We start from the raw sequence: 25,122 nt of genomic DNA, 5'->3' as shown, positions 1-25,122 counted from the left end.
TGATTATTCTGTTTTTTCTATTCTAAATCCTACGTCTGTAATACCTTCTAGATTAACGATACCATTAACTTGACCACTACCTCTCATAGCTTGTTGCACATTAACATTATACGTGCCACTTTCGTTAAAAATAACGCCTTTTTTGTACCACAATTTATTTTCTTTTACGGACGATAACCCTTCACCTAACCACTCACCATTTTTTTTAGTCATATCGTACTCTAAAGTATCTGTTAAAGTTTTTCCGTGAGGAAAATTCATTTCGACGATTAAATACAAATTACTAAATTTATAATCATTTGTATTTCTAACATTAACAAATAAATTATAAGGATTGATAGAGTCTGGCGCGTTTATTTTAAAATTAACTACATCTTTTTTGTTCCAAGATGTTGAAACACTTTTATACTGATCAAACACCGCTTTATCATCGCATGACGATAACAATACTAGCAATAAGACAACTACAATTTTACTTATTTTCATTAGTTGGATTGTTATTGTTTTCAGGTCTTTTTTTGTTTGGCTTACGTTTTGGCCTAGGTTTAGGTTTTGGCTTAGCACTATTTGCCTGACTTTTATTTGGTTGGTTTTTATTTGGTTGCGCTTTGCTATTAGCCTGATTTTTATTATTTGTATTAACCCTTTTGTTAGGTTTAGCTTTTTTGTTATCGGTAGTTTTAACCTCAGCTTTGTTATGAACAGGCTTTTTGTTTCTACTTCTATTGTTTTTACGTTTTTTATTGCCTTTTGGACTATCAAAACGTGTTAGGCTATCTTGACCTACAACGTTTTCAAACTCTGTTTTAGTATCTACAACTAGATCTACAGCATACTCTTCAAGGCTTGCCACCTTTTCTCTTTTTTTATTTATTGCAATAATTTCTCTAGCTTGATCTGTAGTAATTAAGTGCCAATTCATCCATTCTCCTTCATAGGCATACCACATATGTCCTTTAAAAATGTCTGTTTTTTGACACACAGCAGTTCCTTTTTCTGTGTATAATTTAGTATCTGGTTTTGGAAATGCCTTTAAGGCGTCTAAGTACGAATCCAACTCGTAATTTAAACAACACTTAAGCTTACCGCATTGACCTGCTAATTTTTGAGGGTTTAGTGATAATTGTTGGTAACGTGCAGCACTTGTGCTTACAGACCTAAAATCTGTTAACCAAGTAGAACAACATAACTCACGACCACAAGAGCCTATACCACCAAGTCTAGAGGCTTCCTGACGGAAACCGACTTGTTTCATTTCGATACGTATTCTAAACTCTCTGGCATATATTTTAATAAGCTCTCTAAAATCTACGCGCTCTTCAGCTGTGTAATAAAATGTTGCTTTACTACTATCACCTTGAAACTCGATATCAGAGATTTTCATGGATAGTTTTAAATCGATAGCAAATTGACGTGCTTTAACCTTCATAGGTTCTTCTTTATCACGTGCTTCGCTCCAGATATCTATATCTTTTTGAGAGGCTTTACGGTATATTTTAAGAATATCGTTTTTAGTATCTATTTTTTTACGTTTGATTTGAACGCGAACTAATTCTCCCGTAAGGGTAACCATACCAATATCATGACCAGATTGTGCTTGAGTAGCAACAATGTCTCCAATACTTAGTGTTAAATTTTCTGAATTATGATAATAATGTTTACGTCCGTTTTTAAATCTAACTTCAACCCAATCAAACGGTTTTTCGCCATTTGGGACAGACATATTTGCTAACCAATCAAACACGGTTAATTTATTGCAACTATCTGTACCACATGTTCCGTTATTTTTGCAACCTTTTGGTTGTCCGTCTTTTCCTGTAGCGCAACTTTGACAAGCCATACTATTTATATGTATATATTGAATCTTAAGGTGTTAACCCAAAGATGAAGATTAATAATTAGTTGTTTCCGCGAAAGCGCATACCAACTCTTGTTAATGTGTAAAGATAAGATTATTTAGGTGACTTTAAAATATAAAAAAAGCGCAGTAAAATTTACCACGCTTTTTGCAATATTAAAATAGTGTTTTTTACTTTTTAAAAGTTTCAAATATATTACGTAAATCTTTTTTATATGGTAAATGATCTGCACGACCTTTTTTAAAGATATCGTTACTATTACCTTGTCCTTTTCTTAGTTCTTTTTGCTCTTCAAATGGTAACGCATGTATTTCTTTACAAGCTGTAGAACAGCAATTATCCATTTCGGTCTTACAATCTTCACATTGTATAAAAAGTAAGTGACAGGCATCATTAGCACAATTTACATGTGTATCACATGAGGTACCACATTGGTGGCATTTTGCAATCACGTCATCACTAATTTTTTCTGATCGACGCTCGTCAAATACAAAGTTTTTTCCTATAAATTTATTGTCTATCCCTTCTTCATTAACCTGTCTGGTGTATTCAATAATACCACCTTCTAGTTGATAGACATTTTTAAATCCTTTATGTTTGTAGTAAGCACTTGCTTTTTCGCAACGGATACCTCCTGTACAATACATTAGTAGGTTTTTTTCTTCTTTATGCTCGCGTAAATCTGCTTCGATTATATCTAAAGATTCTCTAAAAGTATCTACATCTGGAGTTACTGCACCATCAAAATGCCCAATTTCACTTTCATAATGGTTACGCATATCTACACATACTGTGTTTGGATTTGCTAACATGTCATTAAACTCTTTAGCGGATAAGTGTACACCTTTATTGGTGACATCAAAAGTAGCGTCGTTTAATCCGTCTGCTACTATTTTGTCACGAACTTTAACTTTTAGCTTTAAAAAAGACATGTTGTCCTGTTCTACAGCTATATTTAATCTAACATCTTTTAAAAAATCGATGCTATCTAAATGGTTTTTAAAGGCGTCAAATTGATCTGCTGGTAATGATAGTTGTGCATTAATCCCTTCGGTAGCGACATAAATACGACCTAGGACGTCTAAACTATCCCATTTAATAAATAATTGGTCTCTTAATTGTTGTGGATTGCTAATTTGAGCATACTGATAAAAAGATAACGTTAGACGGTCTTTTCCAGCTTTTTCTATAAGTTCTGCTCTTTCAATAGCGCTTAATTTGTTGTACAGTTGCATGCTATACTTAGTTTTAAGTGTTAATAAAAAGTTTTTGCAAAGGTATTATTTAAAATGAATTAGCCAATTTACATCCAAAAAAAAGTCCCTTGCGCTTTGCAAAGGACTTTTAATAGACTAACTCGTTAATAATTTTTTAATATTAATTAAAAAATGTTACGAGTTAACCTCCATCGGCTTTACAGTTACTATTAAGTAAAACAGCAACTGAAACGCCTAATGTTTTTGTAAATACTAGTCTTTTTAAATATCTCATACCTCTAATTATTAAAGGATTAACATTTTAAAAGCGGATTAAATTTTCTTTTTCATAGCATATTTTTTCCACTTCAATAAGTAGATGCAAAAACTTTAAAAAGGTTGCGTCATAAAATTAAAATTCGCTAAAAAAAGTAGTATTTTAGCATAGAATTTTTAATAAACTATTGACGATGAGTAAAGAAAACGAAGCAAAACTAAAAGCACTACAACTAACTTTAGACAAGTTAGATAAGGCTTACGGTAAAGGAACAGTAATGAAAATGAGTGATGCTGCAGTAGTGGATGTGGAAGCTATCCCTACAGGATCTTTAGGTTTAGATATTGCTTTAGGCGTTGGTGGCTACCCTAGAGGAAGAGTCATTGAAATATATGGACCAGAATCTTCTGGTAAGACTACTTTAACATTACACGCTATAGCAGAAGCGCAAAAAGCTGGTGGAATTGCTGCTTTTATTGATGCAGAACATGCTTTTGATAGATTTTATGCACAAAAATTAGGCGTAGATATTGACAACTTAATTATATCTCAGCCTGATAATGGTGAGCAAGCTTTAGAGATTGCTGACAATTTAATTAGATCTGGAGCAATTGATATAGTAGTAATTGACTCGGTTGCAGCTTTAACACCTAAAAGCGAAATTGAAGGTGAAATGGGAGACTCTAAAATGGGACTTCATGCAAGATTAATGTCTCAAGCACTAAGAAAATTAACTGCATCTATTAGTAAAACTAATTGTACTGTTATTTTTATTAACCAATTACGTGAAAAAATTGGTGTTATGTTTGGTAACCCAGAAACAACAACTGGTGGTAATGCTTTAAAGTTTTACGCTTCTGTTAGGTTGGATATTAGACGATCTACACAAATAAAAGATAGTAATGGAGAAGTACTTGGTAATAAAACCAGAGTTAAAGTAGTTAAAAACAAAGTAGCTCCACCTTTTAGAATGGCTGAATTTGACATTATGTATGGTGAAGGCGTAAGTAAAGTTGGAGAAATATTAGATGTAGCAGTTGAAAAAGAAATTGTCAAGAAAAGTGGTTCGTGGTTTAGCTATGAAGACACTAAACTTGGTCAAGGTCGAGACGCTGTTAAACTAATAATTAAAGATAATCCAGAATTATTTGAAGAGTTAGAACAGAAAATTAAACAAGCTATTAAAGACAGTCTTTAAAACAAAAAATCCCGATTTATCGGGATTTTTTTATTTTAAGACGCAACCTTTTAACTTATTAAGCATCTACACTTTAAACAACGTTAGTTTACACAAAACAATGAAGCCATTTTTTATTTGTTTAATAGCTCTTTTTGCTTTTTCTTGTAGTATTGAAGAAGAAGATAATACAAATAGCTACATAGCAGTTTTGCCTATTGCAAGTGTCTCTATGCCTCAATACTTTGAATATGGCGAAACTTATCAAATAGAAATAACTTACTTAGCTCCTACCAATTGTCATTATTTTAATGATATTTATTATGACCTAGAAGGAAACACAAGTCATGTTGCTATTTTAAATACAGTAGTAGATAACGGAAATTGCGAAACAACAAATCTAGAAGCCCAAACGTCTTTTAACTTTGAAGCAAATACTACTGGATTACATATCTTTAAATTCTGGCAAGGCGAAGATGAAGATGGACAAGATATGTACCTATTAATGGAAGTTACTGTTGAGTAAATAATTATTAACTAACACCTTGTTTAAATTTGAGTTTAGAACAACTCATACATAAATGTAAGTCTAATGATACTAAAGCGCAAAGCGAATTATACCAGCTTTTTTCAAGCAAATTATTCTCTGTTAGCTTAAAGTATTCAAGCTCCTATGCGCAAGCTGAAGATAATTTACAAGATGCATTTATAACCATTTTTGCAAAAATAAAACAATATAAAAACAAAGGTAGTTTTGAAGGTTGGTTAAAAAGAATAACCATTAATACCATAATGCAACGCTACAGAAGTCAAAAAGTTTTTGAAATAATTAATGAAGAAGCTATAATTGACGAAAGCATTGACATAGATGACGAGGATGTTGGGATAGATTTTTTACTGCAATGTATACAAGAGTTACCAGATAGGTATCGCTTGGTTTTTAATTTATATGTTTTAGACGGTTATTCGCATAAAGAAATTGCAGAAATGCTTGCAATAACAACAGGAACAACAAAATCAAATTTAGCTAGAGCTAGACAATTATTAAAAGAAAAAATAGTAGCCTATAAAACGGGACAAAAATCCCAATTGTTATAATGAGTAGTAAAAAGAATATAGATCGCCTATTTCAGGAAAAATTCAAGGATTTTGAAGCTAAACCCGACCCAAAGGTTTGGCAGAATATACATTCAAAATTAAAAGAAGAAGAGGAAGATAACAAACCTATTGCTATCCTTCCGTTATGGTTAAAATTAAGTGGTATTGCAGCCTCATTTGTCTTACTTTTAGTTTTAGGAAACAGCTTTTTTAGTAGTCCTTCTGCTGTAAATACACAAACAACAGTAGATAATCCAAGTCCAAATATCAACACCATAAAAAACAGCCCAACTTTAAATGAAAAGCAAAAGCTGGAACAAAATAAATCCAATATTAATGAAGCAACTACTGATGCATCAGAAACTATAAACAAAGACAACAGTACTATAATTACTAATAACCAAGACCCTAAAAACACGAAAATTAAAGTTAATAGCAAAAAAGACAACAAAGCTAATTTAACCCAACAGCAATCAGCTTCAAACTATACTAAGTCTTCTATTGCTACTAACACTATTCAGAACAACAATAAGGTAACAAACGGTAATTATACTATTCCAAAAAATAAATTCTCAGTTTCTTCAAACAAAACAGCAACAGATAATCAAACTAAACAATTACAAGAATCTGTAGTTAAAAACCAGGTGAATCCTATAAAACAACCTACTAATATTATAAACAAAGACAATATAATTAAAGCTATAACTCAAGAAAACATAGCAACAAACACTATTGTAAAGGATACTATACAACAGCAAAAACCATCTATTGAAGATGCACTTGCAAATAATAAAGCTATTGAAGACCTTATTGAAAAAGAAGAAGAAGAAGAAGAAGATGCTAATAACAGGTGGAATGTTTATGCTAACATTGCGCCTGTTTATTACAATGCATTTGGAGAAGGATCACATATAGATGAGCAGTTTAACAAAAACAATAAATCAGGAGAGGTTAATACAAGTTATGGCGTTAAAGTAGGTTATACTTTAAATGATAAATTAACTATTAGATCAGGTATTAATAAGTTAAATTTAAGCTACGACACAGACGACGTTATTGTATATCAAAACGTTAGTACCAATCCTAGTCCTAAAGAAATTAGAAACATAGATTTTAATCCAGAAAACAACCAATCAATCAATATTATAAGCAGTAATAGCTTGCTATTGGGTAACAACAACTCCAGTTTAATCAAAAATGTTGGGCTTAGTCAAAGAATATCTTATTACGAAGTCCCTGTAGAAATTGAATATGCTGTAGTTAATAATCAATTTAGCTTGAACCTAATTGGAGGTCTAAGTACATTTGTTTTGGATGATAATAAACTGGTTTCAGAATTTGATGGTTTTAAAATGGAGATTGGTAGCGCTAATAATATTAACAACTTAAGTTTTAGCGCCAATTTTGGTGTGGGTTTAAATTATAAATTTTCAGAATCTATAATTTTTAATTTTGAACCAACCTTTAAATATCAATTAAATGCATTTTCCAACACCTCTGGAAACTTCAATCCTTATATTATAGGAGTTTACACAGGGTTTAGTTATAGATTTTAAGTATTGATTTAGTTTTTAAGTGTCCCTTTAACTAGGGAATTAATACTGTAAGAGCTGCTCTGTGCCAAGAGCAGCTTTTTTTATGCGTTATAAATCTCTAATTGCTTTAAAATAACCTCTCTAGATTTTTTATTTAAAGATTTAGTATCGTCTATAGTCAAATCATTTGTGGGTATAAAATGGTGCACTTTAGCTCTTAATACTCCTGGTCCACCACTAAAAAAAGTATAAGAAAAACGTTTTTTATTATCTGCAAAAGTTATTGGCACAATAGGTGTTTTATGGTTTATCGCTAAACGGAAAGCACCATCTTTAAACTGGTCTAATATTATATCTTCTTCTGGGACTAACCCTTCAGGAAAAATACAAATGCTTAACCCTTGTTTAAGTCGTCTTTGCGCTCTTAAAAAAACTGCTTGCCTACTCTTAACGCTATTTCTATCCACTAATATGCATGTTCTTTTATAGAAAAATCCAAACAATGGTATTTTAGCCAGCTCAGCTTTTCCAACAAAAACAAAAGGATTTTTAACAGTAACCAACATTAACATAATATCTAGCATAGAGGTGTGATTACCTATAAACATATAGCTTTTGTTACGCTCCGGTTTTTGCAAATACTCTGTTTTAGTTGGCAATCCCATACCTATTAAAATAAATCTAGCCCAAATACGAGCTAATTTGAAAAAATAAGGATACCAAGATTCTTTTAAAATAGAAACAATCAATAACGGAAATAGTATTATAATTGGTATTGCTACTAATATGTAGAACCAAATACGATATAATACCCAAAAAATATACTTAAATACTATCATTTGCTGTCAAAACTAACTAAATTTATTGAGGTATTCTACTAAAAAAAGTACCTTTGCTTAATAGAATAGCTTAATAATTATGTCAAGAATACTTACAGGAATACAAAGTACAGGAACACCACATTTTGGTAATATAATGGGAGCATTGCGTCCTGCAATTGCATTAGCTAATGATGCAAAAAACGAGTCGTTTTTATTTATTGCAGACATGCACTCTTTAACTCAAATTAAAGATGCTGAGACACTTAGAAACAACACTTACTCTACAGCTGCTACATGGATGGCTTTAGGATTAGACATTGAAAAAACAGTGTTTTACAAACAAAGTGATATCCCACAAACTACTGAGTTGTCTTGGTATTTAAGTTGCTTTTTTCCGTTTCAACGTTTGACTTTAGCACATAGTTTTAAAGACAAAGCAGACCGTTTAGTGGATGTAAACGTTGGATTATTTACCTATCCAATGTTAATGGCAGCAGATATCTTATTGTATGATGCAGACATTATTCCTGTAGGAAAAGATCAATTGCAACATATAGAAATGACACGCGATGTGGCTTCTAGATTTCATGCTAAATTAGGCGAAACATTTGTTATACCTGAAGGGAAAATCCAAGAAAGCAACATGTTAATTCCTGGTACTGATGGTGCAAAAATGAGTAAGAGTAAAGGAAACACTATTAATATCTTTTTACCAGAAAAAAAATTACGCAAGCAAATTATGACTATTGAAACCGATAGTACAGCATTAGAAGACCCTAAAGATTGGTCAACTTGCAACTGTTTTGCTTTATATAAATTATTAGCTTCGGAGAGCGAAATTGAAACCATGAAAGCTAATTACGAAAACGGTAATTATGGTTATGGTCATGCTAAACAAGCATTATATGAGTTAATGTTAACTACTTTTAAAACGGAACGTGAACGTTACAACCATTATATGTCTAACTTACATGAAGTAGATGCTGCTTTAGAAAAAGGTGCCGAAAAAGCTAGAAAAATAGCTAATGATGTATTAGCAAGAGTTAGAGCAAAAGTTGGGTATTAATATAATATCTAAATAACCTCAAATAATTTTCCAGGAAGTGGTCTTACCACACCTTTTAATTCCATATTAAGTAATATGCCAGCTAGCTTATAGGTTGGCATATTACATTTAATAGCAATACTATCTAACAACGCCTTATTATTTTCTTTTAGGTAATTATACACAATCTTTTCGTCAGGATCTAACTCAATAAACAACTGCTTTTGTACAGGTGGTTTTTGTAAGTTTTCTAATTGCCAGTTTAAAATATAAGGCACATCTAAAGGTGTAGATAGCAAATGCGCTTTTTGTTGTTTAATTAGATTATTACAACCAATACTTTGACTATCTGTGACACGTCCAGGGACTGCAAACACATCTCTGTTATATGAGTTTGCAATATCTGCTGTAACCAGACTTCCGCCTTTTTCTGCAGATTCAATTACTATAGTCGCTTGACTAATTCCTGCTATAATGCGGTTTCTTTTTAAAAAATTATTACGATCAAAAGTATCACTACTCCAAAAGTCAGTAAAAAAGCCTCCATTATTTTCAACTTCTGCGACGTATTTTTTATGCACTTTAGGGTAAATTTGGTTTAAGCCATGTGCTAAACAACCAATAGTTTGTAATTTATTTTTAATGGCAGCTTTATGTGCTGTAATATCTGTACCATAAGCAAATCCCGAAATTATAATTGGTTTATATATGGCTAACTCTTCAATTAATTTTTCACAAAATGCAATACCTGATGTGGTGATTTTTCTAGCTCCAACAATACTAATAATATGTTTATTATTAAGGTTAATGTTTCCGCTATCAAACAAAACTATAGGACTATCAATGCAATGTTTTAGGTTTGATGGATACGTTGGGTCAGTAAAAACGTGATGTTTTATGTTTTCATCATTAATAAATTTTAGTTCTTTATCTGCTTCTTCAAAATGACTAGATTGATATAATTCACTTAAAATAATTTCGCCTATACCATCAATTTTTAAAAGGTTTTGTTTCTTTTCTTTAAACACAGCTTCTGCACTTCCGCAATGGTTAATTAGCTTTTTTGCGGTAGTATCTCCTATTTTAGAGACGTGTTGTAAGGCTAAAATATAGCGTAATTGGTCGTCATTCATTTTTTATTGCACTGATTTTGAAACTACAAGAAAAGAAATTTAAGTCTGTTAATAACTAATACGTACTAAATTTTATTGGTTTTTAAAATTTTCTAACTTTGTTACTATGCAATTAGAACATTACATAAGCGATTTATTATACAGATATGATTGTGTTACGGTTCCAGAATTTGGATCGTTTTTAACACAACGTAAATCTGCGCAAGTACACGATAGTACCAATGCCTTTTATCCTCCTAAAAAGCAATTGTCTTTTAACGAGCAAATACAAAATAACGACGGTTTATTGGTACGTTATATAGCAGATGTTGAAAAAATACCTTTTGAAACTGCTGCACAAAACCTATCTAAACGTGTTAAGTCTTTAAAGTCTTATTTAGTTGAAGGTGAAACGTTAAGTTTTGAAAACATTGGTGAGTTAATTTTAAATAATGAAGGTAAAATAGAATTTAATCCATCTTACCATTTAAATTATTTAACGGATGCTTTTGGTTTATCACAGTTTGTATCTCCTGCAGTAACTAGAGTTGTTTACAAAGAAGAAGCCGAAACCATTGAGCGTGTTATCCCAATTGCGGTAACACCAGAAAAACGTCAAAGTAAATCATACCTTAAGTATGCTGCTATTGCAGTTGTTGCTTTAGGCTTAGCTGGTTTTGGTTTTAATAACTACGTTAATACAGTAGCGCAACACAACCAAATTGCACAAGAAGAGGCAAACACGCAATTAGATAGCCAAATACAAGAAGCTACTTTTGTAATTAGCAACCCATTACCTGCTATTACTTTAAATGTAAATAAGCAAACAGGTAACTATCATATTGTTGCTGGTGCTTTTAGAGTCGAAGAAAACTCTGATAAAAAAGTTGCAGAATTACAAGAACAAGGTTTTAAAGCGCGTAAAATTGGTGCAAACCAATATGGTCTACATCAAGTAGCTTATGCAAGTTATACGTCCAGAGAAGAGGCTAATAACGCTTTAAACAGTATAAGAACAGAACAGAATAAAGATGCTTGGTTATTAATTAAGTCTTTGGACTAAAACTAAGCCATTAAGTATATTAAAAACCTCGTAAGTGCAAATTTACGAGGTTTTTTAATTCTTAATTTATTCTAAAATGCACTAACTAAATCTTAAAATCAGTTTACCTTTGCGCCTGAAAAGAAAAAATTATGATGAACGCAAGAACAGCTGAACACTCTAGAACCGTAATGACAGATTTAGTTTTACCAAGTGAAACTAATCCTTTAAATAACCTTTTTGGTGGCGAATTACTAGCTAGAATGGATCGTGCAGCAAGTATAAGCGCAAGACGACACTCTAGACGTATTGTTGTTACAGCATCTGTAAATCACGTAGCCTTTAACAAAGCAGTCCCTTTAGGAAGTGTAGTTACAGTTGAAGCTAAAGTATCTAGAGCCTTTAAAACCTCAATGGAAATATTTATTGATGTTTGGGTAGAAGACAGAGAGTCTGGAAATCGATCTAAAGCAAACGAAGCTATTTATACCTTTGTTGCAGTGGACGAAACTGGAACACCAGTTGCAATACCAGAATTAATCCCAGAAACTGACTTAGAAAAAGAACGTTTTGCTGCTGCCTTAAGACGTAAACAATTAAGTCTACTACTAGCAGGAAAAATTAAACCAAACGATGCTACAGAGCTTAAAGCTTTGTTTGAATAACATTAAATAAAAAACCCAATGCTTTGCATTGGGTTTTTGTTTTTACACGTTTTACATCTTATAAATCCATTCTGCTGGATCCACTGAAGCATCATTTTTATACAAACTAAACCATAAAAGTGTTTCGCCTTCACTATTAGTAAATACCTCTCCTATTTCTTGTTTAGTTACTATTTTATCACCTGTTTTAACGGATATTTTCTTTAAATTATGATACGCAGAGATGTAATTACCATGCTTTATTAAAACAGTAGGATTACCTCTTTTTTGAATTATAATTTTTAAAACTTCTCCTTTAAAAACAGATCTAACAATAGCATTTTGCTCTGTAGCAATACGCACACCACTACTGTTTATAGTTAGTGACGCATCTGTTGGATGACGTTGCACACCATATTTAACTTTAACCAAACCTTTTTCTACAGGCCAAACTAATTTACCTTTATTGCTTAAAAAATCTGCTGCTAATAGTTTTGCTTCAGGAGTTAATGCAAACGTACTAGACGCTTTAGTTGTTGTGGTTTTTGTACCAGCTTTTTTGTTAGAATTTGCAATAGCCTCTTTAATAATACGATCAATTTCGCGATCAACCTCTCTTGCTTCTTGTTGCTTTTCTTTAATCTGAGCAGTATACTTATTTAAATCTTTTTTAATAGAAGCCATGATGGTTTCATGCTGCTTCATGTCTTCCTCCAAAGCTTTTTGCACCTCTCTGTTTTCTGCTATTAACTTATCTTTAGCTGCTTTTTGCTTACCAAGTTCAAGGTTTAAATTTTGAAGTTTTAATGCTTTTTCTTTGATGTTTTCTCCTTGTTGCTTTTGATATTTAGAGTACTGATTCATGTACTGTAAACGCTTGTAAGCTTGTCTAAAATTGTTGGAAGACAATAAAAACATAACACGACTTTGGCTGCTTTTATTTTTATACGTATTCAATATTGTTTTAGCGTAATTGTCCTTTAAAATAACCAACTCATCACGTAATCCAGATATTTTTTTTTGGTTTACAGCAATTTCTCGGTTAATCAAATTAGCTTGTTGGTTGGTAACCTTAATCAAGTTACGTCTAACGCTTAATTTGTAATTTAAATCTTCAATTAGTGTTGTTTGGCTTTTTTGCTTGGACTGGTTTTGAAACAGTAAAGCATTGATTTGCTTTATTTGGTTTTTAATTTCAATACGTTTAGCCTCTAATTGATCAATTTTATTTTTTTGCGCTAAAGCGGAAGTTGTGCCTAATATTGCAAAAAAAGAAACTAGTAATAGTAATTGACGATACTTCATAAATTACAACTCTATTTTTTTATAGCCAGAAGGTATAGTAAATGGAAAACGTACGTCTTCATTTAATTTTACAGACTTAAGCTCTAAATTAATCTCTAATTGCTCTTCATCTTCTATTGCTAGTATTTTGGTTAGTTCAGGTAAGGTTTTGTCATCTACTTTTTGATAAGCTAAATAATCAATATGTAATATGCGCTTATCATTAGGTTGAGAGATTTCTTGAGCGTCCATTTTAAAATGCGACGGATTTACAAATAAAAACAACTCAAATAGTTCGCGTTGTTTTTTAGGCTGTAAAATATAGGATTTGTCATTAACCGACAGGTTATATTTATCATCGTTTAAGTCAAAAAGCGATTGACCTAATAGCATATTTTGCACCTTATTAAAATCCAAATCTGTACCTAGTAGGTTACTTAAATAAGCAAAATCACCATCAAAATAAGTATTATCCCATTTGTTATAAAAGGCAACTCTTGCTGGCGTAATAAGTACTTTAGCAATCCCTAAATAACTCATCCAAATGGTTTTATCTTTTTCCATTCTAAAGCTTAAAGACACACCTTTTGATTTTTGATTTTGTGTGTAATCTACTTTTAGCTTTCCTGTTAAAGACGTAAAATCTATATTAGCTTTTGTACTATTTTTAATAAGTTGTTTAACTGATAGTTTAGTGTCTATCGTTCCATTAGTCACTAAAGTTTTAGACCCTTTACAGCCAGATACTACCATAGTGATTAATAGTATTACAAAAGATATGCGTGTTTTAAATGCCATTAGTTTAAACCTTCTAGTTTTTTTGCTTTATCTGTAAACGTTTTTGCTTTAGAAAAATTGTTAGTAGCAGTGTAAGCTTTGGCTAACTGCTTGTAAAAATCAATCTCCATTTTTGGGTCTTCAATTATATAATCCACACCTACTTCCAAGCTATTTATTGCGTCTTTAGGACGATTTAAATAATTTAAAGCGACACCATTTGCTAAATATAAAACGGGTTGCGAAGGAAAAACCTCTAAACCTTCTTCACTTTTTTGATGTGCTTGATCAAACTGTGATAAGTCTATGTGAAGTAAAATAATGTTTCGTAAAATACCAAAGTTTTCTTCTTCTTTCTGTAACGCTTGCTCGTAAAAATTTAATGCTTTTTGCTTTTCGCCTTTTACTAAATAATACTGTGCCAACTCTACTAAAGTTTTTCCGCTGGATTCTATTTTAGTAAGCATGGACGTGACCTCTACCAAATCTTGCTCGTATTGCTGATTTATGCTGACAAATTTTACAAAATCTGCTAATACCTTGATTTTAGATTCTGGATTAATTTGTGAGCTTTGCAATGTGACTTTCATGGATTGGATAGCCTTTTCATTTTCTCCAGCTTCTAAATAAAACTTATACAAAGCTAAATGTACTAGCTCTGATTTAGGGTTAACTTCCAATAATTTTTTTGCGGTTTCAAATGCTTTTTTGGTGTCTCCACTTTCGCTGTAACGATAAATTAATCTTAAATAAGTGTCTTCAGAATCTGGGTTTTTATCTACTCGTTCTTCTAGATTTTCAATTTGATCTTTCTTACGACCTGTTGCGTTATAAATCCTGTTACGTAACAAGTCACGATCCTTATTAATACCAAGCTCTTCATCTAATTCATCTAAAATTTTAAGTGCCTCTTTAAAATCTCCAGTTTGCATATATATATTAGCCAAATCTTCTTTATAATCTGGATGATACTTAACTAGTTGCCTAACTGTTTTTATGGCTTTTTTATATTCTTTTTGATGAATATAAGTACTATACAATTCATCTAAAAACCACTCGTTATCAGGAATTTTGTTGACAGCTGTTTTTAGCGCATCCTCTGCTGCACCAAAGTTTTTAAGTTGGTTATAGTTTTTACCTAATTCAAAATATAAAATAGCTTCAGAATCATCAATTTCTATGCACTTTAATAAGTTATCTATAGCACGTTGGTAGTTCTCTATTCCTTTTTGTTTTAGGGCTTCAAAAAAGTATTCTTGGTAAGCGTCTGAAACATCTCCTAAATCATCATCAGGTTTTTTGTCAAAATCAATTTGCGCAGTATTAACCTGCGGAAATAGAAATATCCCTAATATGATAAGTAGTATGTAACCTTGTTTTTTCATTAATTTGACGCTTCGCTTTGCTTTAAATTTTATTCTAATACAGAATAATCTCCTATACTAATTTTGGTGAATTTTCCATCAAACTTAACATGGTTACCAATCATAGCTTCGTCTAAATTAGCATTTTTAATAGACGTATGGTTTTGTATTAGACTATTTTTAACGGTTGAGTCTTCAATAACACAGTTGTTTCCAACCGAAACGTATGGTCCAATTGTTGTGTTTTTAAGCACTACATTCTTGCCAATGTAACACGGTTCAATAATGGTTGCATTTTCGGTTTTAACCGTGTCTGACACTAACTGTTCTTCTCCATCTGCTTTTAAAAAGCCTAACATGCGTTGATTAGTTTCTAAGGTAATGGCTTTATTTCCGCAGTCCATCCACTCGCTAACAACACCTGTTTTAAATACTTTACCTTCAGACATCATCCCTTTAATACCATCATTAATTTGGTATTCTCCACCATGTATAATATTGTTGTCTAAAACGGTTTGAAGTTGCTTTTTAAGTTGGCTTACTTCTTTAAAATAATAGATCCCAATAACAGCTAAATCGCTAACAAATTGTTCTGGTTTTTCAACAAGCTCAATAATTTCGTTATTATCGTTTAGCTTAACAACACCATAAGCTTCCGGTTGATCTACTTGCTTAGCCCAAATTACAGCGTCCGCTTCTGGATCCAAATTAAAATCTGCCCTAATTAACGTGTCTGCATATGCAATTACTGCAGGACCAGATAATGAATCCTTTGCACACATTATAGCGTGACCTGTCCCTAAAGGTTGGTCTTGTCTATAAATAGATGCTTTAGCACCTAAGCTTTTTGCTAAATCCTTTAGGCTAGATACCACGTCGTCACCAAACCAAGCTGGATCGCCTAAAACAAAAGCAATCTCTGTAATGGGTTGATTTAAAACTTTAGCAATATCCTTAACCAATCTATGGACTATTGGTTGTCCTGCTACTGGAATTAAAGGTTTTGGTACTGTTAAACTGTGTGGTCTTAGACGAGAACCTCGTCCTGCCATAGGAACTATTATTTTCATGTCATTAAATGCCTACCTAAGCAGGAATCTTGTTATAGTTAAACTAATATTTTATTTTAAATTAAATTTTTGGCTTACAGTACTTTTATTTTGTGCCTGTACTACCAAATCCACCTTCACCTCTATCGGTTTTAGAAAGTGTTTGTACTTCTACCCATTCTGCACGTTCATGTTTTGCAATTACTAATTGTGCTATACGCTCGCCATTCTGGATTATAAAATCTTCGTTGGAAAGGTTTACTAAAATAACACCAATTTCTCCTCTGTAATCAGCATCTATTGTTCCTGGTGCATTTAATACGGTTACTCCGTTTTTTGCTGCAAGACCACTTCTAGGTCTAACTTGAGCTTCTAATCCTATAGGCAATTCAATAAACAAGCCTGTTTTAACGATAGTACGTTGTAAAGGCTGCAATTGTATTGCTTCAGTAATATTGGCTCTTAAATCCATTCCTGCAGACGCTATTGTTTCATAGTGTGGTAATGCATGATTGGATTTATTAATTATTTTAATTTGCATATTGTTTACTTCTTTCTGTTTAACCTGAGTTTCAGGTTAATTTAATTTCTTTTTAATAAACGTTTTATTTCTTTCTTTTCAAAAAGAACTATTAAACCCAAAAATACTAAAACTATAATAGTATTAATGTAATAGTTAGCTTTTGTACTTAATGCTACAATAGATAGCGCTACAGCCATAAATAAGTAGCCTAAAATTTGCTTTAAATTATACGGTACTGGATAATGTTTTTGTCCCAATAAATAAGACAATATCATCATAATCCCATAAGCTACCAAAGTTGTCCAAGCTGCTGCTATAAAACCAAATTTGGGTATTAAAGTAATATTTAAACCAATTGTAACAATTGCACCAACAATAGACAAGTACATACCGTATCTGGTTTTGTCTGTAAGTTTGTACCAAATAGCTAAGTTAAAATAAATACCTAAACATAAATTAGCTAATAATACTATTGGTACGATTTGTATGGCTTGCCAATAACTAGAATCTGTAACTAACAAGGCTTTAAAAATATCTAAATAAGCAATTATAAAAACAAGCATTAAGCTACCTGCTATTACAAAATACTTCATGATTAAAGCGTAGGTCTGTTTTGCGTTTTTTTCTTTTGCATGAGAAAAGAAAAAAGGCTCTGCACCTAACCTAAAGGCTTGTATAAAAATAGTCATGAACATTGCTATTTTGTAACAACCACTGTAAGCACCATTAATGTCTTTGTCTAATAAATTAGGTATAATCCATTTATCAAAATTCTCATTAATAACATAAGCTAAACCAGCAACCATAATTGGCCAACCGTAATTAATTAATTGTTTAAAAATGGTCTTACTAAAGTATAACTTGGTTTTGAAAAAGTAAGGTAACAACAATAATAATGTTACTGCACTTGCTGCCAAATTTGCGATAAATATATATTGGACTAAGTCTGAAGTATCATACCAAGAAAAAGTCATATTAAATTTTGGAATACACCAAAGGAAAAAATAATTAAGCAAAACATAAATTAATATGTTACTAATTTTAATTGCTGCAAATTTAATTGGTCGTCCTGTTGCACGTAAATAAGCAAAAGGAGCCACTACTAATGTGTCTAACACAATGACACCAATTAATAAATTAAAATATTTTTGAGAAATGCCAAACATACTAGATAGTTGTTGACTATAAAGTAGCATCGCTATTAAAAACAAAAAAGTAGTAACAACTAAACTGATAAACGTAGTAGAAAATATCTTGTCCTTTTCTTTAGATTTTGTAAAAAATCTAAAGAAAGCTGTTTCCATTCCATAGGTAAGCAACACATTAAAAAATGAAGCGTAAATATAAAAGGTTGTGTTATCAGAAAAGCTTGTGGTTTTTAAGTTACCTGTGTGAAGAGGCACTAAAACAAAATTCATAAGACGAGGTAATACAGTTGCTAAACCATAAATTATAGTGTCTTTAAAAAACTTTTTTAGTACGCTCAAGGTATATTACAATTTGAATTATAAGAGTCCGTGTGAAGTTAACAAAAATAAGGTTTAAGCTTTATTATTGTTTATTCAGATTTCTTGGTGGTGCACTTGGGTATTGCTCCATTTGTTTTTCGACTAGATTCTCAATCTTTAAGTACTTAGTTGTACCATTTTCTGTATAACTAACTACTGCTTCGTTATCCTTTAAGTCAAAAGGAATATCTGATGTATCTACACTATAATCTTTTGGCTGATTGGCATTAGTTGTTATACGTCCAATGTATAAATCAGGAAAATTAGGTTTAGTTTGTAAGGGTACTATATGTCCTCTAAAATATAAACTATCTAATTTTAAATTTTTAGAATTAGAGTCTATAGGAATAAACACATTTATACCAGAACCACCATCCTTAAGACCTGCTACCCATTTTTGATAGTAGGCTTTATCTGTTTGAAAAGCTGCTTCCTTTTGAAGTTTTTGTGCGCTAGAGCATTGCATAAATAAAAAACTTGATACTATCGAAAGGCTTAAATACTGTATAAATTTCATAATTGTAGGAATTTGTATAAAGGTAATTAATCAAAAGCTATTCCATAAAAAAAACCTTATCCAATTTGAATAAGGTTTTAATGTATAAAACATTCTACTAAAGTAGAAAAATTGTATTAGTTATTTAATGCTTCTGCACCACCCACAATCTCTAAAATCTCGTTAGTAATTGCTGCTTGACGCGCTTTGTTATATGTCAACTTAAGTTGATCTCTTAACTCTGTTGCGTTGTCTGTTGCTTTATGCATAGCAGTCATACGTGCACCATGCTCTGAAGCAAAACTATCTCTAATTCCTTTATATAACTGCGTTTTTAAAGACTTAGGTATAAGTTCTTCAACTATTTCTAGTTTAGATGGTTCAAAGATATAATCAGAATTGTTATCTGCTTCACCTTCTATCGGCACAATTGGTAAAAACTGTTCCGTCATTACTTCTTGTGTTGCTGCATTTTTAAATTTATTATATACGATTTCGATTTTATCAAATTCGCCTTTAGTAAATTTATCCATTAACATTTCTGCAATATCTGCAACACTGTTAAAGGTTAAGTCGTCATAAATGGCACTTTGGTTACCAATTACAATTCCTTTTTTAGCAAATGCATCATTCGCTTTTTTTCCGATAGCTAAGACAGATACTTTTTTACCTGCATAGACATTAGAAATCAAGTGTTGTGTTTGCTTGATAATGTTAGAATTAAAAGCACCACATAAACCTCTATTAGAAGTTATAGATACGATTAAAACGTTATTAATCTCGCGTTGTTCTGCAAATTTACTTCCAGCATCTTCATCTAAAGTTGCACTTAAACTTTGTAAAAGCTCAGTTAACTTATCTGAATAAGGACGCATAGCAGTAATAGCATCTTGAGCTTTCTTTAACTTAGCAGCAGATACCATTTTCATGGCACTAGTAATCTGCATCGTTGAAGATACTGAAGATATTCTATTACGTATTTCTTTTAGATTAGCCATTCTTTATATTATAAAGACTCTTCGACACGCTCCGAGTGACATTAGTTTAATAATTCAAATTTATAGTTATAGACGACTAATCTATAACTATAAATTTATAATTGTTATGCTCTATATTTAGCTGAAAGGTCTTTACATACAGCGATAAGTGTATCTGTAACCTCGTCAGTTAATTTACCTGCTTTTAAAGTATCTAAAACACCTCTGTGCTTAGCATTTAAGAATTCAAGATAATCTCTTTCAAATTCTTTAATTTTATTTACAGGTACGTCTTTTAATAAGTTTTTAGATCCAGCATAAATGATTGCTACTTGATCCTCAACAGTAAATGGATCGTTTTGACCTTGCTTTAAGATCTCTACGTTACGTTTACCTTTTTCAATTACGTTTAAAGTTACTGCATCTAAATCTGAACCAAACTTAGCAAATGCCTCAAGCTCACGATATTGTGCTTGATCTAACTTTAAAGTACCTGATACCTTTTTCATTGATTTAATCTGTGCATTACCTCCTACACGAGATACAGAAATACCTACGTTAATTGCTGGACGTACACCAGAGTTAAATAAATCTCCATCTAAGAAGATTTGTCCATCTGTAATAGAAATTACGTTAGTTGGGATATATGCTGATACGTCACCTGCTTGTGTTTCAATAATTGGTAATGCAGTTAAAGATCCACCACCTTTTACGATTGGTTTTAATGATTCTGGTAAATCATTCATCTCTTTAGCAATCGCGTCATTATTAATAACTTTTGCAGAACGCTCTAATAATCTTGAGTGTAAGTAAAATACATCTCCAGGATACGCCTCACGTCCTGGTGGACGACGTAATAATAAAGATACCTCACGGTAAGCAACAGCTTGTTTTGATAAATCATCAAATACAATTAAAGCTGGTCTACCAGTATCTCTAAAATACTCTCCAATAGAAGCTCCTGTAAAAGGTGCATAAACTTGCATTGCAGCAGGATCTGATGCATTTGCAGCTACTATTGTAGTATAAGCTAAAGCTCCTTTTTCTTCTAAAGTTTTAGCAATAAGTGCCACTGTTGACGCTTTTTGTCCAACAGCAACATATATACAATATACAGGCTCACCTGCATCAAAAAATTCTTTTTGGTTTAAGATAGCATCAATACAAACTGCAGTCTTACCTGTTTGTCTGTCACCAATTACTAACTCACGTTGACCTCTACCAACTGGGATCATAGCATCAATTGCTTTAATACCTGTTTGTAATGGCTCAGTTACTGGCTCTCTGTAGATAACTCCAGGTGCTTTACGCTCTAAAGGCATCTCATAAGTTGTTCCAGTGATTGGTCCTTTACCATCAATTGGGTTACCAAGTGTATCTACGACACGTCCAACAATACCTTCTCCTACTTTAATAGAAGCAATACGGTTAGTACGTTTTACTGTAGATCCTTCTCTAACTCCTACTGAAGTTCCTAAAAGTACAATACCTACATTATCTTCTTCAAGGTTAAGTACGATACCTTCTAAACCACCATCGAATTCTACTAACTCACCATATTGTGCGTTAGCTAATCCGTAAGCACGTACAATACCATCACCTACTGTTAATACTGTTCCAACTTCGTCTAATGAAGCGCTAGCTTCAAAACCTGAAAGTTGTTGTTTTAAGATTGCTGATACTTCAGCTGGTTTTACTTCTGCCATCTTTATTGATATTTAGACCCTTCGACAAACTCAGGGTAAGTCTTAGTTTATTGTAAATTCTCTTTTTAACTTGCTTAATTGGTTAGCGATACTAGCATTATACTGCGTATCTCCAACACGTAAAATGAAACCACCTAAAATGCTTTCATCTACTATATTTTTTATTGCTGCATCTTTACCTGTAAGTTCTTTAACTTTTGCTAAAACTTTAGCTTCTAAAGCTTCTGTTAAAGGAACTGCTGTTGTAACTGTAGCAATTTGACTACCTTTTTGTTGCTCGAATAAAGTTATAAACTTTGAAGCTACTTCTGGTAATAAATCTGTACGTTTGTTTGTAATTAGAGTATCTATAAGGTTTACCGTTGCTGGATTAATACCTTTAAAAACTTCTAATAATGCAGATTTTTTAATGCTAGAACTAATTACAGGACTGTAAAGCATATCTTTTAAATCTTTACTTTGCGCTACTGTATTATTAATTAGCTCCATGTCATTGTTTACAACGTCTGTTGTATTATTATCTGTAGCTAAGCTTAAAACTGCTTTTGCGTAACGTATTGCTGCTCTTTCTCCTGCCATAACTTAAACTTAGTTTAATTTAGCATCATTTAACATAGACTCAACTAACTCTAATTGCTTGTCTTTGTTAGATAATTCTTGACGTACTACTTTTTCTGCAATGTCTAAAGATAATCCTGCTACGTGATTTTTTAATTCTGCCATAGCTGATTTCTTTTCGCTTTCAATAGCTGCTTGTGCTTGAGCAATCATATTGTTTGCTTGAGCTTGAGCTTCCGTTTTAGCGTCTTCGATCATTTTGTTTTTCAACTCTCTTGCTTCTTTAAGCATAGACTCACGCTCTGCACGTGCTTCTTTTAATAACTTCTCGTTATCTGCTTGAAGATTTTGCATTTCTAGCTTAGCATTTTCAGCTGAGTCTAATGCATTTTGTATACCGTCTTCACGAGTTTGTAAAGCGTCTAAAATAGGTTTCCATGCAAATTTTCTCATTAATACAATTAGTATTATTAAGATAACACCTTGCATAATGAATAAACCTACCGAAAAGTCATTTAATAAAGTTTCCATACTATATAGATTACTGTAATTCTTTGTTTGTTTAATTTAAAACAGTTCCTGCAACCAACCGTTGCAGAAAGCTGTTTCTTTTTGTTTTAGGATTATGCTCCTAAGATTAACGCACCGAATGCTAAACCTTCTAATAAGGCTCCGATGATGATCATCGCAGTTTGGATTTTTCCAGCTGCTTCTGGTTGACGAGCAATACCTTCCATTGCTTTTCCTCCAATTTGACCTAATCCGATTCCTCCACCGATTACGATTAATCCTGCTCCAATTAAATTGTACATACTAATTTGGTTTTATAAATATTAATTAAACAAATTCTTGTTAGTGATGATCGTCGTGTTCTTCGACTGCCATTCCTATAAATAACGATGATAACATCGTGAAAATAAACGCTTGTAAAAAGGCTACTAAAATTTCAATAACCGAAATAAATAAAGCTAACACTAAAGACATCCCTGTTGATCCAACAGCTCCAAATGATTCTTTCATTGTTATCATTAATGCTATTAAGCTCATTACCACAAAGTGACCTGCTGTCATGTTTGCAAATAAACGCACTAATAATGAGAAAGGTTTAATTAACACAAAACCTATTAACTCTATTACTGCTAATATTGGACGTAAAATAACTGGCACTCCTGGCATCCATAAGGTGTGTTTCCAAAAGTCTTTACTTCCACTAAATAAATATATAACTGCTGTAAAAATTGCTAGACAAGCTGTTACTGCAATCTGACCTGTAACATTAAACCCAATTGGCGTTAATCCTAATAAGTTTAAGATCCAGATAAAGAAAAATACAGTTAATAAAAAGCCCATAAACTTGCGGTACTTTTTCTCTCCAATATTTGGTTTAGCAATATCGTCTCTTACATATATTACTAAAGGCTCTAAAACCCTACTAAATCCTTTTGGTACAGAGTGTCCTTTTTTATAACCTCTTGCTAACGCTGTAAAAGCTAATAACATTAACACTCCTGTTAATAACATTCCAAAAACAGATTTTGTAATTGAAAAATCTATAACTTTATGTGCATTTGTTGGATGGTGTGCATCATCAAAAGCTACTGTTGTTGCGCCATTATCTAACTCGTAAATTTTACTATGTAGCTTTACTAAACGTGTGTCTCCTTTTTCTACAATTACACTTCCACTATCATCATGGTGAAATGCTGAAGACATAAATGTTTTTAAACCATCTTTAGTCCAAACGATAACTGGTAATGGAAAACTGATAGGCGTTCCAGACTCATTGTGTGTAAACAAATGAAAGTCATGAGAATCTTTTAAGTGATGTTTGATATACTCTTTAATTTCTTGAGCAGTATTCACCGGATTTCCTGGTTCTTGCTTATCATCACTTCCATAAGAGGACACTGAAAATAAAGTCAGAACTAATATCGCTATAAAATTGATAGATTTTTTTGCCAACATCATACTTTTTGTAACTAATAAATTTATGGTCTGTAAATTTTGTGCAAATGTAAGTAATAATTTAAAAAGGTAAACGCTTTTTTTAATTAGATTTTTTTTAAGGTTTTAATAACCACTATTATTCTTTATTTCAAGCACTTACTTACTTTTTAATAATTTTGCTATGCAAACAGCCTCTACTATTAAAAATAAAAAAAATGGAATTAATAATCCTAAGCGATGTTGTATCGCTAAATCTTGCTCAGTAAATATCGTGGATTTAAACAATAGTATGAAAATTCCTATTTTTAAAAACATCATTGTTAGGTATGCTGCACCTATTTGATTGGGCATTTTATCGTAAATAAACTCTATGCTTAGATATACTATCAATACTGCTATACCATGAAATAAATATAGCTTTTGTAAAGAGTAAGGTAATACGTCTTGGGTTAAATAATTTTGAAGGTTGTAAGCAACTGCTAATAATACTAATATTATAACAACTACATATAGTATGCGTTTATTCATTTTTAGTCTTTTGATCGTTAGTTATTTTAACAACTTGCTTGATTACAGCGTACATTGCAATAAAAACAGATAATAATGTAATTATTTTAAAATATAATTGACTACCATCACCATATTTGCTATCCAACCAACTACCTAATTGGCTACCTAACCAAATAGTCAAACCCATTTGTATGGCAATAGATGTAAACCTAATATATGGATTAAGCTGTTTTTTTTGTTTTTGATCCGCCATTTATATCTTTTACAGTCGTTTTCATAACACACGATACATTAAAAGTTGCTCCAGGCTCTACAGCCAGTTTTTGTGTGACTACTTCACCTTCTATATGTGCAGTAGACTTTAAGGTTAAGGTTTCGGTTAACTCTAAAGCACCTACTAGTTTACCTTCAAAATAGGCATTACTACATTTAAGAGTTCCTTTTATTTCGCCTTCTTTACCAATAACTACTTTACCAGACGCCTCTACATTACCTTCGATTAACCCATCCACACGTAGGTCGCCTTCGCTAAAAAAGTCTCCTACTATTTTAGTGCCTTTTGCTATTATATTTTGAATAGAAAATTGCTCTTGTTGCTTTTTTTTCATTTTTAGGGA

28 protein-coding genes are annotated in these 25,122 nt (G+C 32.0%); 7 read left to right on the top strand and 21 right to left on the bottom strand.

The window, feature by feature from the left end; all coding sequences use genetic code 11:
• Positions 1-3 precede the first annotated feature (3 nt).
• The 3 genes from B2989_RS12085 to B2989_RS12075 all read right to left on the bottom strand — a co-directional run bounded on the left by B2989_RS12085 (position 4) and on the right by B2989_RS12075 (position 3,094).
• Entirely contained in the window at positions 4-486 is a 483-nt protein-coding gene (locus B2989_RS12085; protein WP_292948748.1) for a gliding motility lipoprotein GldH, read from the bottom strand.
• Entirely contained in the window at positions 473-1,840 is a 1,368-nt protein-coding gene (locus B2989_RS12080) for a PSP1 domain-containing protein (RefSeq protein ID WP_292948746.1), read from the bottom strand. The genes B2989_RS12085 and B2989_RS12080 overlap by 14 nt, the downstream gene beginning before the upstream one ends.
• 189 nt (positions 1,841-2,029) lie before the next feature.
• Positions 2,030-3,094 (bottom strand): rhodanese-related sulfurtransferase, encoded by a 1,065-nt coding sequence (locus tag B2989_RS12075; RefSeq protein ID WP_292948744.1) that lies wholly within the window; start codon positions 3,092-3,094, stop codon positions 2,030-2,032.
• Between the two features lie 431 nt (positions 3,095-3,525).
• On the opposite strand from B2989_RS12075, the gene recA reads away from it, so the two are divergent.
• From recA to B2989_RS12055, 4 genes are all read left to right on the top strand, one after another.
• Complete coding sequence (recA, locus tag B2989_RS12070) at positions 3,526-4,530, top strand: recombinase RecA (protein ID WP_145004751.1); 1,005 nt, start codon at positions 3,526-3,528, stop codon at positions 4,528-4,530.
• Positions 4,531-4,630: 100 nt separating this feature from the next.
• The gene (locus B2989_RS12065; protein WP_292948743.1) at positions 4,631-5,035 is read left to right on the top strand and encodes a hypothetical protein; all 405 of its coding nucleotides are present in this window, start codon (positions 4,631-4,633) and stop codon (positions 5,033-5,035) included.
• A gap of 29 nt (positions 5,036-5,064) precedes the next feature.
• Positions 5,065-5,607, top strand: a complete 543-nt coding sequence (locus B2989_RS12060) for an RNA polymerase sigma factor (protein WP_292948741.1) — start codon at positions 5,065-5,067, stop codon at positions 5,605-5,607.
• Positions 5,607-7,163 carry a hypothetical protein gene (locus B2989_RS12055; protein WP_292948739.1) on the top strand — a complete coding sequence of 519 codons (1,557 nt, stop codon included), beginning with the start codon at positions 5,607-5,609 and terminating at the stop codon, positions 7,161-7,163. Before B2989_RS12060 ends, B2989_RS12055 begins: the two co-directional genes overlap by 1 nt.
• Before the next feature lie 80 nt (positions 7,164-7,243).
• Here the strand turns inward: B2989_RS12055 and B2989_RS12050 are convergent, their stop codons facing one another.
• Entirely contained in the window at positions 7,244-7,981 is a 738-nt protein-coding gene (locus B2989_RS12050) for a lysophospholipid acyltransferase family protein (RefSeq protein ID WP_292948737.1), read from the bottom strand.
• Between the two features lie 79 nt (positions 7,982-8,060).
• Between B2989_RS12050 and trpS the strand changes: the two genes are divergently transcribed.
• Positions 8,061-9,029 carry a tryptophan--tRNA ligase gene (trpS, locus tag B2989_RS12045; protein WP_292948735.1) on the top strand — a complete coding sequence of 323 codons (969 nt, stop codon included), beginning with the start codon at positions 8,061-8,063 and terminating at the stop codon, positions 9,027-9,029.
• Positions 9,030-9,037: 8 nt separating this feature from the next.
• Here the strand turns inward: trpS and dprA are convergent, their stop codons facing one another.
• On the bottom strand, positions 9,038-10,141 hold the full coding sequence (gene dprA / locus B2989_RS12040) for a DNA-processing protein DprA (protein WP_292948733.1): 1,104 nt from the start codon (positions 10,139-10,141) through the stop codon (positions 9,038-9,040).
• A 106-nt stretch (positions 10,142-10,247) separates the two neighbouring features.
• Between dprA and B2989_RS12035 the strand changes: the two genes are divergently transcribed.
• A complete protein-coding gene (locus tag B2989_RS12035; protein WP_292948731.1) occupies positions 10,248-11,183 on the top strand; it encodes an SPOR domain-containing protein in 936 nt (311 codons plus the stop codon).
• Positions 11,184-11,317: 134 nt separating this feature from the next.
• Entirely contained in the window at positions 11,318-11,827 is a 510-nt protein-coding gene (locus B2989_RS12030; protein WP_028282450.1) for an acyl-CoA thioesterase, read from the top strand.
• Between the two features lie 51 nt (positions 11,828-11,878).
• On the opposite strand, the gene B2989_RS12025 is transcribed toward B2989_RS12030, so the two are convergent.
• From B2989_RS12025 to B2989_RS11950, 16 genes are all read right to left on the bottom strand, one after another.
• Positions 11,879-13,111 carry a murein hydrolase activator EnvC family protein gene (locus tag B2989_RS12025; protein ID WP_292948729.1) on the bottom strand — a complete coding sequence of 411 codons (1,233 nt, stop codon included), beginning with the start codon at positions 13,109-13,111 and terminating at the stop codon, positions 11,879-11,881.
• Between the two features lie 3 nt (positions 13,112-13,114).
• Positions 13,115-13,888 carry a DUF4292 domain-containing protein gene (locus B2989_RS12020; protein WP_292948727.1) on the bottom strand — a complete coding sequence of 258 codons (774 nt, stop codon included), beginning with the start codon at positions 13,886-13,888 and terminating at the stop codon, positions 13,115-13,117.
• Positions 13,888-15,252, bottom strand: coding sequence for a tetratricopeptide repeat protein (locus B2989_RS12015; protein ID WP_145004780.1), 1,365 nt, complete (start codon positions 15,250-15,252; stop codon positions 13,888-13,890). The genes B2989_RS12020 and B2989_RS12015 overlap by 1 nt, the downstream gene beginning before the upstream one ends.
• 29 nt (positions 15,253-15,281) lie before the next feature.
• A complete protein-coding gene (locus tag B2989_RS12010) occupies positions 15,282-16,301 on the bottom strand; it encodes a sugar phosphate nucleotidyltransferase (protein WP_292948724.1) in 1,020 nt (339 codons plus the stop codon).
• Positions 16,302-16,386: 85 nt separating this feature from the next.
• Positions 16,387-16,821, bottom strand: coding sequence for a dUTP diphosphatase (gene dut, locus B2989_RS12005; RefSeq protein ID WP_292948722.1), 435 nt, complete (start codon positions 16,819-16,821; stop codon positions 16,387-16,389).
• Positions 16,822-16,862: 41 nt separating this feature from the next.
• On the bottom strand, positions 16,863-18,290 hold the full coding sequence (locus B2989_RS12000; protein WP_292948720.1) for a polysaccharide biosynthesis C-terminal domain-containing protein: 1,428 nt from the start codon (positions 18,288-18,290) through the stop codon (positions 16,863-16,865).
• A 64-nt stretch (positions 18,291-18,354) separates the two neighbouring features.
• Positions 18,355-18,828, bottom strand: a complete 474-nt coding sequence (locus B2989_RS11995) for a hypothetical protein (RefSeq protein WP_292948718.1) — start codon at positions 18,826-18,828, stop codon at positions 18,355-18,357.
• A 116-nt stretch (positions 18,829-18,944) separates the two neighbouring features.
• Positions 18,945-19,805, bottom strand: coding sequence for an ATP synthase F1 subunit gamma (gene atpG / locus B2989_RS11990; RefSeq protein WP_145004794.1), 861 nt, complete (start codon positions 19,803-19,805; stop codon positions 18,945-18,947).
• 104 nt (positions 19,806-19,909) lie between these two features.
• Positions 19,910-21,490 (bottom strand): F0F1 ATP synthase subunit alpha, encoded by a 1,581-nt coding sequence (atpA, locus tag B2989_RS11985; protein ID WP_145004797.1) that lies wholly within the window; start codon positions 21,488-21,490, stop codon positions 19,910-19,912.
• Positions 21,491-21,532: 42 nt separating this feature from the next.
• Positions 21,533-22,069: an ATP synthase F1 subunit delta gene (gene atpH / locus B2989_RS11980; RefSeq protein WP_292948715.1), complete on the bottom strand. Its 537-nt coding sequence runs from the start codon at positions 22,067-22,069 to the stop codon at positions 21,533-21,535.
• Between the two features lie 9 nt (positions 22,070-22,078).
• A complete protein-coding gene (locus tag B2989_RS11975) occupies positions 22,079-22,579 on the bottom strand; it encodes a F0F1 ATP synthase subunit B (RefSeq protein ID WP_145004803.1) in 501 nt (166 codons plus the stop codon).
• 92 nt (positions 22,580-22,671) lie between these two features.
• On the bottom strand, positions 22,672-22,860 hold the full coding sequence (gene atpE, locus B2989_RS11970; RefSeq protein WP_090837241.1) for an ATP synthase F0 subunit C: 189 nt from the start codon (positions 22,858-22,860) through the stop codon (positions 22,672-22,674).
• 40 nt (positions 22,861-22,900) lie between these two features.
• Positions 22,901-24,016 carry a F0F1 ATP synthase subunit A gene (atpB, locus tag B2989_RS11965; RefSeq protein ID WP_292948709.1) on the bottom strand — a complete coding sequence of 372 codons (1,116 nt, stop codon included), beginning with the start codon at positions 24,014-24,016 and terminating at the stop codon, positions 22,901-22,903.
• A 135-nt stretch (positions 24,017-24,151) separates the two neighbouring features.
• Positions 24,152-24,523 carry a DUF6168 family protein gene (locus tag B2989_RS11960; protein WP_292948707.1) on the bottom strand — a complete coding sequence of 124 codons (372 nt, stop codon included), beginning with the start codon at positions 24,521-24,523 and terminating at the stop codon, positions 24,152-24,154.
• Positions 24,516-24,758 (bottom strand): AtpZ/AtpI family protein, encoded by a 243-nt coding sequence (locus tag B2989_RS11955; RefSeq protein WP_191099556.1) that lies wholly within the window; start codon positions 24,756-24,758, stop codon positions 24,516-24,518. Before B2989_RS11955 ends, B2989_RS11960 begins: the two co-directional genes overlap by 8 nt.
• Entirely contained in the window at positions 24,727-25,113 is a 387-nt protein-coding gene (locus B2989_RS11950) for a bactofilin family protein (protein ID WP_145004814.1), read from the bottom strand. The genes B2989_RS11955 and B2989_RS11950 overlap by 32 nt, the downstream gene beginning before the upstream one ends.
• Between the last annotated feature and the right edge of the window lie 9 nt (positions 25,114-25,122).

The sequence above is a fragment of the Olleya sp. UBA1516 genome, assembly GCF_002323495.1.
Lineage (GTDB): Bacteria > Bacteroidota > Bacteroidia > Flavobacteriales > Flavobacteriaceae > Olleya.
The sequence above is the reverse complement of the archived record's forward strand: the minus strand, read 5'-3'. Positions and strand labels throughout refer to the sequence as shown.

Bases quoted from the DNA above. Each gene is read 5' to 3' on its own strand.
- B2989_RS12085 (WP_292948748.1), bottom strand. From the start codon at position 486: ATGAAAATAAGTAAAATTGTAGTTGTCTTATTGCTAGTATTGTTATCG.
- B2989_RS12080 (WP_292948746.1), bottom strand. From the start codon at position 1,840: ATGGCTTGTCAAAGTTGCGCTACAGGAAAAGACGGACAACCAAAAGGT.
- B2989_RS12075 (WP_292948744.1), bottom strand. From the start codon at position 3,094: ATGCAACTGTACAACAAATTAAGCGCTATTGAAAGAGCAGAACTTATA.
- recA (WP_145004751.1), top strand. From the start codon at position 3,526: ATGAGTAAAGAAAACGAAGCAAAACTAAAAGCACTACAACTAACTTTA.
- B2989_RS12065 (WP_292948743.1), top strand. From the start codon at position 4,631: ATGAAGCCATTTTTTATTTGTTTAATAGCTCTTTTTGCTTTTTCTTGT.
- B2989_RS12055 (WP_292948739.1), top strand. From the start codon at position 5,607: ATGAGTAGTAAAAAGAATATAGATCGCCTATTTCAGGAAAAATTCAAG.
- B2989_RS12050 (WP_292948737.1), bottom strand. From the start codon at position 7,981: ATGATAGTATTTAAGTATATTTTTTGGGTATTATATCGTATTTGGTTC.
- trpS (WP_292948735.1), top strand. From the start codon at position 8,061: ATGTCAAGAATACTTACAGGAATACAAAGTACAGGAACACCACATTTT.
- dprA (WP_292948733.1), bottom strand. From the start codon at position 10,141: ATGAATGACGACCAATTACGCTATATTTTAGCCTTACAACACGTCTCT.
- B2989_RS12035 (WP_292948731.1), top strand. From the start codon at position 10,248: ATGCAATTAGAACATTACATAAGCGATTTATTATACAGATATGATTGT.
- B2989_RS12030 (WP_028282450.1), top strand. From the start codon at position 11,318: ATGAACGCAAGAACAGCTGAACACTCTAGAACCGTAATGACAGATTTA.
- B2989_RS12025 (WP_292948729.1), bottom strand. From the start codon at position 13,111: ATGAAGTATCGTCAATTACTATTACTAGTTTCTTTTTTTGCAATATTA.
- B2989_RS12020 (WP_292948727.1), bottom strand. From the start codon at position 13,888: ATGGCATTTAAAACACGCATATCTTTTGTAATACTATTAATCACTATG.
- B2989_RS12015 (WP_145004780.1), bottom strand. From the start codon at position 15,252: ATGAAAAAACAAGGTTACATACTACTTATCATATTAGGGATATTTCTA.
- B2989_RS12010 (WP_292948724.1), bottom strand. From the start codon at position 16,301: ATGAAAATAATAGTTCCTATGGCAGGACGAGGTTCTCGTCTAAGACCA.
- dut (WP_292948722.1), bottom strand. From the start codon at position 16,821: ATGCAAATTAAAATAATTAATAAATCCAATCATGCATTACCACACTAT.
- B2989_RS11995 (WP_292948718.1), bottom strand. From the start codon at position 18,828: ATGAAATTTATACAGTATTTAAGCCTTTCGATAGTATCAAGTTTTTTA.
- atpG (WP_145004794.1), bottom strand. From the start codon at position 19,805: ATGGCTAATCTAAAAGAAATACGTAATAGAATATCTTCAGTATCTTCA.
- atpA (WP_145004797.1), bottom strand. From the start codon at position 21,490: ATGGCAGAAGTAAAACCAGCTGAAGTATCAGCAATCTTAAAACAACAA.
- atpH (WP_292948715.1), bottom strand. From the start codon at position 22,069: ATGGCAGGAGAAAGAGCAGCAATACGTTACGCAAAAGCAGTTTTAAGC.
- B2989_RS11975 (WP_145004803.1), bottom strand. From the start codon at position 22,579: ATGGAAACTTTATTAAATGACTTTTCGGTAGGTTTATTCATTATGCAA.
- atpE (WP_090837241.1), bottom strand. From the start codon at position 22,860: ATGTACAATTTAATTGGAGCAGGATTAATCGTAATCGGTGGAGGAATC.
- atpB (WP_292948709.1), bottom strand. From the start codon at position 24,016: ATGATGTTGGCAAAAAAATCTATCAATTTTATAGCGATATTAGTTCTG.
- B2989_RS11960 (WP_292948707.1), bottom strand. From the start codon at position 24,523: ATGAATAAACGCATACTATATGTAGTTGTTATAATATTAGTATTATTA.
- B2989_RS11955 (WP_191099556.1), bottom strand. From the start codon at position 24,758: ATGGCGGATCAAAAACAAAAAAAACAGCTTAATCCATATATTAGGTTT.
- B2989_RS11950 (WP_145004814.1), bottom strand. From the start codon at position 25,113: ATGAAAAAAAAGCAACAAGAGCAATTTTCTATTCAAAATATAATAGCA.